Consider the following 15,388-nt stretch of genomic DNA (forward strand, 5'->3'; position numbering starts at 1 on the left):
TCGGTCTAAGTGGTTGAATCGTTAAGATAAAATAAGGAAATAGGTGAAAAACTTCCTTCCAAATAAAAAGGAATTAAGCAACCAAACGCTACTTAATTCCTTCACTGAAATTATTTCATCACCTCTATAAAATAAAGTAGACTTTAAATTTTGAAAGACTTTATTATCTAATCAATGTGATCAATATTTGTCAATACTAACCCTTTCAACCAATTCATTAGTTTTCTAAACTAAGTCTATTAATAAATCCAAAAAGAGTACCACTATCAAAGCAAACTAAATAATTGAGTTATAAATGGCTATTTTCACAAAACTGTTTCATCATCACACTATCTCAGTACATAAACCATTTTTCTATATCTTTTCTATATCTTTTGTCCTAATCTTGATCTTTTTTCTTCAATCCAAGGAGTGATCCTACTATAAACAATATTCCAGCAATGAATGGTGTAAGACCTTCTCTAACTGTCCCGGTTTTTGGCAATCTATCAGAATTGTTAGTATCAGACTTACTATCGATATTGGTATGTTTATTAGCTATGTTCTCTGGTTCATTGAGATAAACTTCCTTCTTATTTTCAAAGTTTTTATCATTTTTATCAGGAACTGGAGATGTAACATCCTCAGTTGAATCAGAGTTGTGTGAATGATTTTCTCTTTGGAAATCCTCTTTTCTATGACTTTCACCTAATTGACTATAATTTACTTGTACAGGAACTGTAGCTTTGACACCTTCAGTTGAATCAGAGTTGTGTGAATGATTTTCTCTTTGTAAATCCTCCTTTTTGTAATTTTCATCTAATTGGCTATGATTTGCTTGCACCTTATCTTTCTTTTTCGATACATCAAAAGTAGGTTTATTTTCCTCCTCCTTTTTCTCCTCTATTTTCTTGAATACAGGTTTTATAAGGGTATCTTTTGATAGATTAAGAACATAGCCAACGTCTTTTTTCCCTTCGACACCAGAAATTTCCCAACCATCAAATTGATAGCCTTTTTCTAATTTACCCTTATAGACAGGTAAAATGAAATCTTCTTCCGACACTATCGTTGAACTCATTTCTTTTCCATTTTGAATGGTCACAGTCACCGTATGAGCTTTTAATTCGCTCACCTCTCCCGTATCTTTGTTTAAAATGAATTCTTTTACGGTCGTATTTCTTGCAAAATCTTTTACAAGAATCTTAATGTTTAGTGTCTTATCTGTTAGTTGTTTAATATCATCAAATGATTTATATTCTTTTCCATTTACATAAATATGTTTGTCTTGAATCTCACCATCGAATCCATTATTTCTTTTATCATTGATGTTAAAGACTACAGATTTTCCATCAGCATATTCAATACTAGTATTTCCCTTAGGATCAATGTTTACTTCTGGTTTAACATTATCATATAAAAATTGATAGTGTACTCCAACCGCTTTCGCATTCAAATCGCTATAGCCAGTTTTAAGATAAACATTTCCATCCATATCTGTTACCTTATCTGGGAATCCGTTTGCTTTATAGTCTTTCATTCCCCAGTCCATGATGTCACCGTCTTTAACATTAAGCTTAACGTTAAAATCTCTAGTGTTATCAATGTGTAAATCTCCGTAGATTAAATAATTATCTACAACAGATTCATTAACTCTCAACTCCCAGTTAAAACCACCCTTATCAGAAATCTTACCTCTTAAATAAAATTCTGGATTTCGTACATAAATTTTATTAGATTTAGATGGATTAAAGTAGTTCTTGTCCATTGAAAGGTTTACTGGTTTTGCATCAATAAATAACGTAGAGCCATCTTCTTTTATAGCTTCTACATTGGACTTATCCTCTCCAGTGTACTCTTTATCATCTTTACCAAATAATACAAGTTTAGAAGGATCTGTTACAAGATTTCCATCTTTATCGATTGCCTCCCCTTTATCGTTCATTTTAAATCTAAACACTTGATACCTTACAATGTTAAAGCCGTCCAAAGCCGACATTAATACTGATTGAGTACTTCTTCCATCTTCAACATTTCTACTATCAGCATAAATTATTTTTTCTGATAAGGCTCTTAGATTAGGATTGGCCTTTTGTATTTTTGCTATATCTTCCTTGCTATAGACTCCATTTCCTTCTAACATATCCGTTTTTCCAGGATTATAGGTAGTCACTTTTAGTGCATAGCCTTTTCTCAGAATGATATTATCCTTTAATAGATATTGTTGTTTTTCTGAATCAGAATAGATTTTACCAGATTCCATTTCAGTTAAATTATTTGGTTTATTCTTTGAAAGATCTCCTTCTCCTAATTCTATTATATTCCCATAACTTGATGCATATGGATATTCTGTTTTAGTTTCCTTATTTTTTTCAGGCATTCTAATCTTCGTTTCAGCTTTTATCTGATCATCATCTTTAACAAAGAATCTCATATCTCCTGCAAAAGCTAATCCATCCACAATATCATTAATATTAGCGTATAAATCAAATGTCATCGTTTTTGAATGGGAATCATACTTGGTCGCTTTGATTTCTATAGATTTATAGTTATTTCCATAATATACCTTGGCATTTTTAGACACATTACTTATCTTTCCAAGAATTTCAAAGTGTCCATCTTTAGACGGGCTTAGAACACCATAAATTTTTGATTTGATTTCGTCAAGTTTTTCAGTTTCATATTCTAAGGCACTACCATCGTCATAAGCAATGATATTTCCCTTATCATCGTATTTATAATCGTATTCCTCTGTTCTCTTACCAGTTTCACTTGTAAAGTCATCAACTTCTCTAAATTTCTTTTTAATGAGTTTCTTCAAGTCTTTACTTTCAAACTCTCTAATTGTTGAAATAGTTTTATGAATAGTCAAGCTAGATTTTTCTTCAATAGACTCTTCATTGTCTTGATGATTTTCTTCCTCAGTTGTATCTTTTTTAAGACTATCGTCTTTTCTATTTTCTAAATTTTTAAATTTAGATTCAGAAATCTCGCCAAGCTTTTGGTATTTAGATGAATCTTGATCAGGATCTACTAGATAATAGGAAATCATCCCCTTTTCATCAGCATGATCAGCAAATTTAATTCTATGAATCTTTGTAAAATTGCTAGAGCCATCTAATGCAATGACTTCAATGATTTTTCCTCTTAAATCTCCTGCACCATTAATTTCATAAATGGTATTTCCATCTTTGTCAAGTTTTCTATTTCTTCCTTCACCCTCACCTGCATAAGTTACTTCAAGATTTTTCTCAACCTCTCCGTCTTCATTAACAAGAGCGGCGCCAGCATACCAAACTTCGTTGGCAATCTCGTCAAATTTTTCAGGATGTTCTTTTTGATCTCTCGCAAATAGGGTTTCATTCTTGTATTGATCTTTTACCTTGTGATAAGTATCCTTTGTAATCAGCTTAATTTTTTCAGGATTTGAAAAATCAACCGAAACAATCTTAGGGGCTGTGTTATCAATTTTTACAGGAATATAGGAAACCTGCCATGGGTAATCTTTAGTTAATCTATATTTAAATTTATAGAAATATTGACCTTCTGCAATTGGTTCAAATTGACCTCTTATCTTAGTAGCAGGATCTTGGTTATCCTTGCTTTCTGGTGCATTTTCTTCTCTACCTCTAGGGTTATAAATGAGTCCATCCCATTTCAAGTCACCCCAAACTTTTAGCTTAGAAGATTTGATTCCCTTTGCATCATTTCTCTTAGAGTTTAAAATTCCTTTAATAAAGTGTTCTCTCGAAATGACTTTTAAGTCGATTTGATTTTCTCCCTCTTTATTTGTATTTACTATTGAAATCAATCCTTCTTCTGCACTTCTTAATACAAGTGGAGAAGGTGTTAATCCTCTCTCAAGTTGAGCATCTTGAGGATTTCCATTTGAATCTAAAGGATAAATTTTAGCAATATTAGAACCACTTGATGATGGTGCGTTGATCCCTTCGTTATTGAAAGCAAATAATTCTGGATTTTGATCTAGAGATGTTGTATTTTTATCTTTTCTATTTTGTATAACTCCTGCTGGATTAAATTTATCTATACCATGCTCTCCACCAATTCCCTTATTTAAAGTTCCTGGAATTTTTGGTTTACCATCATCATCATAACCTTCCATTGTTTTTGATTTTGAACCTTCTTCCCAGGCCCATTTATCAAGGATTGGTTCCTTATTCCAATCCCCAGCAAATCCCATTAAAGGCATCGATAAAGAAGGTTGGAAATTTGTTTTCTTACCATTGGAGTTTAGAGCTTCCATTTCTTCCACTGACTCAAAATGAATAAATGATTCTACAAATTTATTTTTGTTTTTAGCCTCTCCAACGTTTATAACCGCATTTAAATCAAAGCTAGAATTTGGGCCTATAGTGAAAGTGTCATGCTCAAATGTGATATTTGCTCCTTTGATTTTTTCTGGGTGGATTTCTGGAACAATTTGCTTCCCATCTGGAGATTTTTCGTCTTTATATGTTTCATCAAGTTTTAGTCTGTCAGTTAGAGCATCTGTAGTTATAGCAGATGCTGAAACTTTAAAGGTCAAAGGTCTGTTTGATGTATTGTGAAGCTTAATGGTAAAATATTTTTCTTCTCCTTTTATTTCTTTAAGAGAAATAGAACCATAAGAGTTTACCAAGCCTTTAGAATCCGTGTTTTTAAAAGTCGCTACGACTTCATTTCTCAAAGCATTGGCCACATTAATTAGCCCTGCTCCCTGTTGTCTAGGTGATGCAAAGTATTGGCTTTTTTCTTTCCAAGACGTTGCGTCCATCATAGGTCGTGCAGTATTTTGTAGGGCAATTTTTGTAAGACTTGTAAGATCTATTTTGTCATCTCCCTTAAGATTTTTCAACACAGGTCTTTCAAGCATTTCCTTTAATTTTGGTCTAATCAAAACAGTAGAAGCTGCCACGATTGGAGTTGCCATACTAGTCCCTGACATATAACCATAAGTTGATTTCCCATTAATGACATTGAGAGTGGATTTAATATTTTTACCAGGTGCTGAGACATCAGGCTTTAAAAGCAAATCTGTTCTCGGTCCCCAAGATGTGGATCCTGCTGGAACTATGATATCTTCTTTATACAATTCTTTGTCTGTGTCAGGTGCAAACTTAAAGTCAATCTCTTTTTCATCACCTACATTCGGTTTATTAGAATTATAGCTGGCCATATCAATTGGATAGTATTGCTCCAATTTATCTTTAAAATCTTCTTTATTATTCCTTTTAACCTCAGTTTTTTTATCAGGGTTAATCATGTTCCATAGCTTTACACCATCATCTCCTGAAATTGAAAATACTTGACTAGTAGTTCCTTCATCCTCCTCATATCCCATAGCTGGAAGCTCTGTCCAATTATCTCTATTGTAGTAATTTACAGTATTTACAACCATAATGGCGCGTGCGCCCTTATCCGTAGCTCTTTTAAAAGAATTTTTTAAATCCTTTGTATAAATTCGATCCATTACTGCAATTTTGCCTCTAAGATCCAATCCTATCAAATCTTGATCTTGACCCTTGCCTATATATACAAATTTCAATTTATCAGGAGCTTTTGATCCATCTTCATTTGTTGTGATTTTATTCTTATCGAAAAAGGCCCCTATATTTCTGTATTTAAAATTTTCTCCACCTATGTTAACTTTATCAAACTCAACTGTTTGATTTTTAGCAGATGCGACTGCTATCGCATCTTCATGTGCTGCAGTTCGTGTTACATTTCCAGTGTCGGTCATTTTCAGATTATTATTTGCCACTAAATCCCATGAAGAACTTGAAGCAGAAGTCGCATAGTTACCCGTAGCTACAACCATTGGAATTCCTGCTTTTCTTAACGCTCTAATAGCTTCCCAATATTTCTCACCTACAAGACCTGTTCCTGTAAAGCCTGATGATACCGAAACAACATCGACATTGTGTTTGATCGAATCTTCAATAGCATGAAACATTGTTTCATCTCCTGCGAAGCCAGATCCTGCGTCAGAGTACATTTTATAAGAGAAGATCTGTGCATTAGGAGCAATTCCATCGATTCCGTTAAAGTTTTTAATATCTTTTTCAGTATCATTTCCCGCAAGAATCCCTGCAATATGCATCCCATGTGGATCAAAATAATCGCTTCCATCATCAGCTTTTTCTACAGTAATTTTACCACCATTATAATAATTGAAAGCATGAGGAATTTTATCACTCAACCAGAAATTTTTATCAGTACCCTTTAAGTCTTCTTTTTTAAATCTCATTGAGTCTTTGGCATCATCATCGATTCTCATAGCCTTATGCCTATAATCTGTCCCCGTATCGATATTTGAAATAACCATACCTCTGCCATCAAAGTTTTTCCCCAATGGTGCACTGATAGATTTTAGGTAATCGATTGCCTCTTCAACTCCAATTTCTTTTCTAGCATGATTCATCATAGGTTGGACTTTTTGTGACCTTTCAACCGATGACATACCTTCTATTAGTTTAATTTTGTCCAGATTATCTGGAGTTGTTTCTATTGCAACACCATTAAAAACCGTATCATAAGTATATAAAACGTTTGTATTCTTAAGATTTGATAATTCCTTGATTGCTTTTTCTCCAGATTCTTTATCTTTAAATTCAGCAATATAGACAAGTCTATCTTCTTTTTGGGGACTTTCTGTATCTTTACTTGCAGACAAGTCCGCTTTATCTCCTTGGGATTGATTAGAATTTTCTTCTTTGATTTTTGCTTCTTCATTGCTAGTGTTATTGTCTATCACAGGATTTTTACTAACAACTTCTTTTTCCTCAATAATTGTTGTTTTCTTTTCTTCAGTATCCTTTGAAGTTTCTATAGCATTATGAATATCTTCAAGTTTTTCTTTGTTTTCGTTTTGTTTACCTACTACTGTTTCTTTATCAGATATTTTTAAAGAATCTTCAGAACTAGGTGTATCTGCTAAAACTACCTCATTAGGGACATATGCTGCTAAAATAACTGCAGCTGTGGTTAGTGACAATACTGTACTTTTTTTCATTTTAATTCCTTACATATTTATTTAACTTCCAATAGATAGAAAACTTTAACTTTGCTAGCCTTTGTTATAAAAAGTTTTACTAAGTATTATCTAGGAAATAGAGTAGTACATTTATATATAATTGTTAGCTCTCCATAAAAATAGTATATCATTTAAAAAATTTAAGTCAAGAAAAATTAAGGCTGGTTAATTTTATTTTTAACGCATGTTAATAAATGATGCAAAAGTTTCGTACTTAACGGTGATACATTATAAGCACATTCATACCATCAAAAATAGTAGCAATCAAGTTGAATCACTAGCAACATCACAAAGTCAAACATCATTGATGAAATATCAGCACTATTAAACAATATAAAAAACCGCTAAGAATAAGACTTAACGGTTATTTATATATATCTATTTTTTCAAATCTTCAGTCATATGTTCACCTGTGACCTAGGCTTTACGAGTACCTTGGTCTACCAACTGAGCTAAATCGGCATTTACCCTTATAGTATAGCACTATAAAGAGGGATGTCAAGAAATTTTCATCTCTATTAAAAAAAGCCTGTCCTGAGACAAGGCTTTGATATTCTATTATTTACGAACCCGCACTTTCGTAGGCATCTAAGCCCCTATCCCAAAGTTTAAGGGAAATGACAAAGAAAACCAGAGAAATCAACATCAAACCTCCGATGTTAAAGATTACATCCTTGTCCTGCAAGAAATAGCTGGCAGGATAGTAGGCCGTAAAGGCAAAAGGTACAATAAAACTGATTAACCAACGAAGAAATGAATTATAAATTGAAATGGGATACTTGGCAAAATCATTAAACATATAGAAAATGTAAATCATTGCTCCTGACTGCTTGGTCCAAAAAGCGATGCTGGCTGTCGCGATTTTCAAGGAAGTATAAATCAAGGTCGCAAAAGGAATACAAACTAGGAAAAGCAGGAATTTTGGAAGAGTCCAAGCAATGCTAGATACCGTTGTCGCTAGTAGGATCCCACCAACCAAGAGTTCGCCCAAAGCATCAATCTGAAAGGTCTCAACTAGGATGTGAAAGAGAGGATTGATGGGACGAGTCAGATACTTGTCAAACTCCCCTTTTCGCACCAAACGTTGGCCCAGTGCCCAGAGATTATCAAAAAAGAGATGGTCCAAGCCCTTTGGAATCAAGGAAAAACCATAGATAAAGGCAATTTCTTGGAAGGACCAGCCTTCTAGGGATGGAATGTGTTGAAAGATGACATTGAGAAACAAGAGATTCAAGCCTTGGGTCAGAAAAACTCCCAGAACACCAACTACAAAATCCACCTTGTATTCCATGATTTGCTTGATGTATTGTCTGATAAAAATCAGATGCATGCGTTGATATTTTTTCATACTAACCTCCCTGAATGGTAATGAATGACTGGACTCGTTTCCAAATCAACTGAGACAAGCCCACCATCACTAAGAGCCAGAAAAACTGCAAAGCGAGCGCCTGAAGAATCTGATTGGCATCGTATTTCCCAACGATAATCATGACCGGAGTGTAAATCAAGGATGAAAAAGGCAGGAAGGACAGAATATCTGAAACAACCTTTGGAAAGAAAGCCAAGGGAATCAAACTTCCAGACATAAAGGCCACTATTGAAGTCTTAAGTAGGTTGGAACCCCAAAGATTTTTAAACACAAAGGCAGAAAATCCAAAGCAGATATTAAAGAAAAAGTTAATCAGATAGGCCAGCGTTAAGCTAAAAAGATAAAGGACAGTTAATCCCAGCACTTCTACAATCCCTTGCCCAGATACGATTTTCATCAAAACAATGACACTTAAAAATGGAAGGCCAACAGAGATAAAAATCAACCACTTGGAGCCAAGCTCTGTAAAAAGGTAAGATGCCGCAAAATGCACTGGTCTCAACAAGCGCATGATAATGGAGCCATCCTTGACCTCCTCCCCAATCATAAAGGAGCTATCAGATCTGGTCAAAAGATTGGTCACAAAACTCATAATGATGTAGAGGGTGATATCTGCCATACTAAAGCCCTGAATCAAGGACTCTTGCGAAGAATCAAAGACAGCCTTCCAGAGATAAAAGGCCACAAAAGCACCCATGACATCGCCGATCCGATAGAGAATAAAGTTGACTCGATAGGTAATCAATTCCTGAACACCTGCATTGATAAAGGGTTTATAACGTCTCCACAATTTGACCATCTTAGAGCTCCTTTCGATAGAAGCGACGGATAATATCCTCAATATCCGTATCCACCATCTTCAAATCGCGGACCTCAAAATCAGACAGGGTTTGCTTGATAATGTCAGCTGTCTGGTAGCGTGAACTATCGAATTCAATGTTGAGACTATTCCCTTGTCTATCAATTGTCATATCCGAAAAGCCTTCATAGTGAGAAACTAGATGACTTTGACCTGGTAGCAGTTCAAAGGAGAGAGTCTTCATCTTGCCAAATGTATCCTTAAGCTGGCTAACCGTTCCATCAAAAATCTCCTGCCCCTTATCAATCATAAAAATCCGATCACAGAGTTGCTCAATGTCGCTCAGGTCGTGAGTGGTCAAGAGAATGGTGGTTTCTTCCTCCTGATTGATCTGAGTAATGGCCCGACGAATATTGTCCTTGACCGAGACGTCCAACCCAATGGTCGGCTCATCTAAAAAGAGAACCTTAGGATTGTGAAGCAAGGAAGCTGCAATGTCCGCCCGCATCCGTTGTCCCAGTGAAAGAGTCCGCACGGGGTCCTTGATAAAGTCCTTCAAATCCAAGACTTCATTCAAAAAGTCCATGCGCTTGTGGAAGAGCGAGTCTGGAACATCATAAATCTCCTTCAAGACCGTGTAGGTCTCTTGTAGAGCCAAATCCCACCACAACTGTGTTCTTTGCCCAAAGACCACTCCAATATCCTTGACATAATCTTGGCGATTGTCCTGGGGAATCTTGCCGTTAATCCGACAAAAACCAGATGTCGGTTTTAAAATCCCTGTCAGCATTTTAATGGTTGTCGACTTCCCAGCACCATTAGCCCCGATAAATCCTAAAATCTGCCCCTTTGGGACCTCAAAGGTCAAATCCTTGACCGCTTCAAATGTCTGCTTTTCAGGATGAATAAAGGAGCGCAAAGCCCCCTTCAAGCCCGGTTCCTTAACAGTCTTCACAAAGTTTTTCTGAAGATGTTCCACTTCTATCATTGCCATATCTATCTCCCTATGTAAGGAATAGCAACATTGTGTTTTTGACTACAAATATTCTAAATCCTTACTTTCTACACCTTCTCAATATTATTACAGAAGGTTTTATACCAACCTATTATAATCCAATAAGAAATGGAATGCAAGCGTTTGCCTAAAGTTTATGAAATTGAAATTTTTTCTCTTAAAGTGGTATTTTTATACTCAATGAAAATCAAAGAGCAAACTAGGAAGCTAGATGCAGGTAGCTCAAAGCACAGCTTTGAGGTTGCAGATAAAGCTGACGTGGTTTGAAGAGATTTTCGAAGAGTATTAGTCCAAAATTCTGGCTTAATAGTCTCCTTAAAACACCAAAAAACCCACCCAATGGGCAGGTTTCATCTGTATTATTCAGCTAGATTAAGCTTTACCTTCTGAACCGAATACGTCGATACGTTCTTCAACTGATACTTGGATAGCTTTTACACCGTCAGCCAAGAATTTACGTGGGTCGAAGAGTTTTTTCTTGTCGTATTCTGCTTCGTTTGCTTCGTAGTCACGAGCAAATTTACGAGTTGCGTTAGCGAATGCGATTTGGCATTCAGTGTTAACGTTAACTTTCGCAACACCAAGTTTGATAGCCGCTTGGATTTGCTCATCAGGAATACCTGAACCACCGTGCAATACGATTGGGAATCCTGGAACAGCTTCAGTCAATTTTTGCAAGTGATCAAGGTGAAGACCTTTCCAGTTTGCTGGGTAAGGACCGTGGATGTTACCGATACCAGCTGCCAAGAAGTCGATACCAGTTTCAACCATTGCTTTAGCGTCTTCGATTGGAGCCAATTCACCATCACCGATGATTCCGTCTTCTTCACCACCGATAGTACCAACTTCAGCTTCTACTGATACACCATTTGCATGAGCAAATTCTACAACTTTACGAGCTTTTTCAAGGTTTTCTTCAACTGGAAGGTGTGAACCATCAAACATAACTGAAGTATAACCAACTCGGATACACTCAAGTGCATCTTCGTAGTGACCGTGGTCAAGGTGGATAGCTACTGGTACAGTGATACCCATTGATTCAACAAGGTTAGCGATCAAGTTGCGAGCAACTTTGTAACCACCCATGTATTTAGCAGCACCCATTGAAGTTTGGATCAAAACTGGAGCTTTTTTAGCTTCTGCTGCGCGCAAGATAGCTTGAGTCCACTCAAGGTTGTTTGTGTTAAATCCACCAACTGCATAACCGTTGTCACGAGCTGCTTGGACAAATTTTTCTGCTGAAACGATTGCCATTTTATCAGGCCTCCTGTATATTTTTATGGGTCATCCCATTTACATTGTTCATTTTATCACTTTTTGACAAAAAAATCTAGTTTTTCCCGCAGTTTCGATTGAATTTCTTCTAGTTTCATCTATGTAAACCCTTTCTATCTCTAGTCTTGGGCGACTTTTGGAAAAGCTATGTAGAAGGTTAAAAGATTCTCCGCCATCTCGAAACGATAGGGTAATTTTTCATGTTCCAATAGACTCTTGACCACAAAGAGCCCCATCCCAGACCCCTTGGCCTTGCGGCTAGCATTGTCAGAAAAAGATTGGGTTAGTTTTTCTTGTTCTTCTGGACTGCAGCTATTTTCGATAAAGAATTCCCCTTCTCTCTCTCCAATGCCAACCAAGCCACCTGGAGTGGAGTGCTTGATGGCATTGCTGATGAGATTAGATAGGATCAATTTCATCACAGATGGATTTAGATAAGCCTGCTGATGGGACAAGCTATTATCAATCTGAAGCTCTCTTTCCTTGGCTAGCAAGGCATAATCCTTGACTAGACTTTGCGTCATCTGGTGTAGGTCAATTTTTCCCCTATCATCTCGTAATTCCTGTACAGACGAGAGAGAAAGTATCTGGAGAACGTGGTGATTGAGCTCATCCACAATTCCTAAGGCTACTCCCAGATAGCGATCTCTATCCTTATAACGACCGACATTTTCTTTCATGTTTTCGATCAGGATTTTCAAACTAGCCAAGGGTGTTTTCAGTTCATGAGAAGCCCCTCGCAAAAATTCGACCTTCATCTTTTCCAGCTGGAGAATAGCTTCATTCTTGTCATGCAAGTCCGCAATAACAGTCAAAAGATGCTGGTAGAGGCTATTAATTTGTTCCTTGAGATCACCAATCTCATCCTTAGAATCCACGCGCAAACGTACTTGAGCATCCAGATCCATCATCCGACGGGTCACTCGCTTGATTTCCAATATCGGAGCAACAATGGTCCTAGCGTAGATATAGGCTACCAAGAGGGAAATCAGAAAGGATGCCAGCAAGGTATAGGGAAGAAACTGGAGACTGATTTGCTCTGCTTCCTTTTGCAAATCCATGGAAACTAGAAACTGGAGAGTCATGGTACCACCGTCTTGCGTTTTCACCTCGCGCTCCTCGATAAAGAGGGAGGTGGTCTGACGATCCGTATCCAGAGGAAGGCTGTCTTTGACTTCTAACTTGTCCTCGGTCATCTCGCCCTTAACGGCCCCCTTGATCTCACTGGTCTGAGAATATAAGTCTAACACTTGCTCTATGCTCTGCCTGTCTTTCCCTTCTAGGGACTGGGCAATGGCTGTCGCTTTCTGACCAATGGTTTCCTGACGGTGGCTCAGATAAGTCGAAGGAAAAAGAAAATAAATTGCTAAATGAAGGCAGATAACCAGAACACTAAATATCGAGAAGGTATAGATAAATATCTTTGTAAATAAACCTGTTCGTTTCATTTTCGCTCCAATTTATAACCAACATTGCGCACAGTGAGGATGCAGTCCAAGTCTAACTTTTTCCGCAATTCCTTGATATAGACATCAATGACACGGTCAAAGGGAACCTCATCTGTCGCTTTCCAGACCGCATCGATTATCTGAGATCGGGTCAAAGCCCTTCCTTCATTTTTTACCAGATAGTCCAGAATTTCCAACTCTTTAGCATTGATGGCTACTTCCTCACCTGCTAGGCTGGCACTATAGCTCTCAAAATCCACCTTGGCATCCTTATAAGAGAAGATTCGTCCTGTATCGTAGTATCGCTTGAAAATCGCATCCACCCTCACTTTTAAGAGGGAGAGGGAGAAAGGTTTTTCCAGATAGCCATCTGCCAGAGAGGCAAAGGCACTCATCTTGTATTCTTCATCCTGAAAGGCGGTCAGCATCAATACAGGAACCTGACTGGTTTTACGAATCTCAGCTAGAACTTCTAAGCCATTGAGTTTGGGCATCTGGATATCCAGTAAAATCAGGGCCACCTCATAGCTAGAAAATTGCTCCAAGGCTTCTTGTCCGTCCGCCGCCTCAATGGTTTCATAACCACAATCCGTCAAATAGTCACTGATCCCCTCACGGATCATCTCTTCATCTTCTACAATTAAAATTTTCATACTTTAACTGCTCTCTATTTTTTATTTTTCTTATAATAAATACCTACTCTATTTATTATAATCTCTTATTGGCCTTTTGTCTTTAAGAAACTTGCTACTAGATAAAACAAAGAGAGCCTATCGCTCTCTCTGCTCACATTTCACTCCCTATGGAATGAAAATTATTTAGCTGCTTTTGAAAATGTTACAACGTAGTTATAATCTTTCCCATTAGCTTGATAGACATAGTCCTCTTTGAAAGTATAGCCGCGTTTGCTCAACTCTTCTTTCTTAGCATCAACTTGGCTCTTGACTGCTGCTTTCACCTGTTCAGTTGATAAACCTTCCGCAATTTCAAGAGAAGTTCCATTGATATCTCCTAGGAAACCTGCAATATCTTTCATTTGATCAAAGTTATAAAAAACATTGACTTTGACCTTTTGAGGAGCTGGCTGTTCTAGACTTCTACGATTTCTGCTAGCGCGCGGTTGAACTGCTGGAGCCATTCTGAAACCTGTGGTTCCTACCGGTTGCGTTTTGGCTTCTTTTGTGAATTCTATAACATAATCATAGTTATCTCCACCCTCAACGATTTGATCCAAGTCTGTTTTTGACGTAACTGTAAAGCCTTGTTTTTTCAGTTTCTCAATTTGAGCTTTTGTTTTTTCTTCAATAGCTCGTTTTAAGTCTTCTTTAGATACATCTCCGGAGACAGTAAGCATATTTTCACCACCTAATTCTCCTAATGCTCCAGCTATATCTTTAAGGGCTTTTAAATTATAATAGATATTTATTTGTTTTGTTTTATTTGATAAATCTCTTTTCACAACTTTTTTAGCTCTTACTTGAACTTCTGGTGCAATTCTGAAACCTGTAGTTCCTGTTTTCTCTTTAGTGAAAGTTACTACGTAGTCATAATGAGTTGCGTCTGCTTGATCAATACCTACAAAATATTCATCAGCAATCTTGTATCCTTTTCTTTCAAGTTCTGCTTTCTTCTTATCTATTCTTGCTTTTAAAATAGATTTCAAAGCATCACCAGAGACATCTTTTGGTATGTCAACTTCATTTTTACCACCTAAATCATCAAAGAATCCAGGAATATCTTTCATACCATCAAAATTATAATAAATAGAAACTTTATTTTGAGGTTCATCTACACTTCTTGCACGACGTGTTACACGTGGTTGATACACTGGTGCATTTCTAAAAGCTGTATTTTCTGGTGTACTATTTCCATGCCCAATAACATTGTTATCTCCAATATGTGTTCCTGCTGGTCCGTTTCCAGATAATCCTGAATTTGTGTAATCTGGTTTACCTTGGTCAACTCCAGGAGTATTAATCTTAGCTAAGTCATCTGAATAATTGTCCACTACAGCCGCTTGATCTTCCGTAGTTTTTGCTTGTTTCATTGCTTCTTTAGCTTTTTTTGTATATTCTTCTACATTTAATTTAGCAGCTTCTTTTTCACTAGATGATAGACTACTCGACTCAATTTCTTCTAATTTAATATTTTTACGTGACTCTAACTCGGAGTCATTTTCCTCTAGACCTTTTTCAACATCATCTTTTGGTTCAGTTGGATTGTTCTGATTATTTGAATCCGCTGGAGTGTCTTCTGTTGTGCCTGAACCTGCTGGTTGGTTTTCCGCTGGTTGCGATGGAGTTGGTTGTTCTGTTGCTCCTGGCGCTGCTGGTTGGTCTTCCACAGGTTGCGCTGGAGTTGGGGTTTCTGTTGCTCCTGGCGCTGCTGGTTGATCTTCTACCGGTTTCGCTGGAGTTGGGGTTTCTGTTGCTCCTGGCGCTGCTGGTTGGTCTTCCACAGGTTGCGCTGG

At 37.0% G+C, this 15,388-nt stretch carries 7 protein-coding genes and 1 pseudogene; all 8 read right to left on the bottom strand.

Annotation, left to right across the window (positions count from 1 at the left end; translation table 11 throughout):
• Nucleotides 1–379: 379 nt before the first annotated feature.
• Nucleotides 380–6,991, bottom strand: coding sequence for a S8 family serine peptidase (locus tag ACLNCP_RS02550; RefSeq protein WP_424843994.1), 6,612 nt, complete (start codon nt 6,989–6,991; stop codon nt 380–382).
• Between the two features lie 583 nt (nt 6,992–7,574).
• A complete protein-coding gene (locus tag ACLNCP_RS02555; RefSeq protein WP_049502195.1) occupies nt 7,575–8,360 on the bottom strand; it encodes an ABC transporter permease in 786 nt (261 codons plus the stop codon).
• Between the two features lies 1 nt (nt 8,361).
• Nucleotides 8,362–9,180, bottom strand: a complete 819-nt coding sequence (locus ACLNCP_RS02560) for an ABC transporter permease (protein ID WP_000240169.1) — start codon at nt 9,178–9,180, stop codon at nt 8,362–8,364.
• Between the two features lies 1 nt (nt 9,181).
• The gene (locus ACLNCP_RS02565) at nt 9,182–10,174 is read right to left on the bottom strand and encodes an ABC transporter ATP-binding protein (protein ID WP_049502196.1); all 993 of its coding nucleotides are present in this window, start codon (nt 10,172–10,174) and stop codon (nt 9,182–9,184) included.
• Nucleotides 10,175–10,567: 393 nt separating this feature from the next.
• Complete coding sequence (locus ACLNCP_RS02570; RefSeq protein WP_424843995.1) at nt 10,568–11,449, bottom strand: class II fructose-bisphosphate aldolase; 882 nt, start codon at nt 11,447–11,449, stop codon at nt 10,568–10,570.
• Between the two features lie 140 nt (nt 11,450–11,589).
• Nucleotides 11,590–12,918 (bottom strand): sensor histidine kinase VncS, encoded by a 1,329-nt coding sequence (gene vncS, locus ACLNCP_RS02575; protein ID WP_049542817.1) that lies wholly within the window; start codon nt 12,916–12,918, stop codon nt 11,590–11,592.
• Nucleotides 12,915–13,571, bottom strand: a complete 657-nt coding sequence (vncR, locus tag ACLNCP_RS02580; protein ID WP_424843996.1) for a response regulator transcription factor VncR — start codon at nt 13,569–13,571, stop codon at nt 12,915–12,917. Before vncR ends, vncS begins: the two co-directional genes overlap by 4 nt.
• A gap of 161 nt (nt 13,572–13,732) precedes the next feature.
• Nucleotides 13,733–15,388: pseudogene (locus ACLNCP_RS02585) on the bottom strand (hypothetical protein); the annotation flags it as partial.

The sequence above is a fragment of the Streptococcus sp. CL6.35 genome, assembly GCF_049737915.1.
Classification (GTDB): domain Bacteria; phylum Bacillota; class Bacilli; order Lactobacillales; family Streptococcaceae; genus Streptococcus.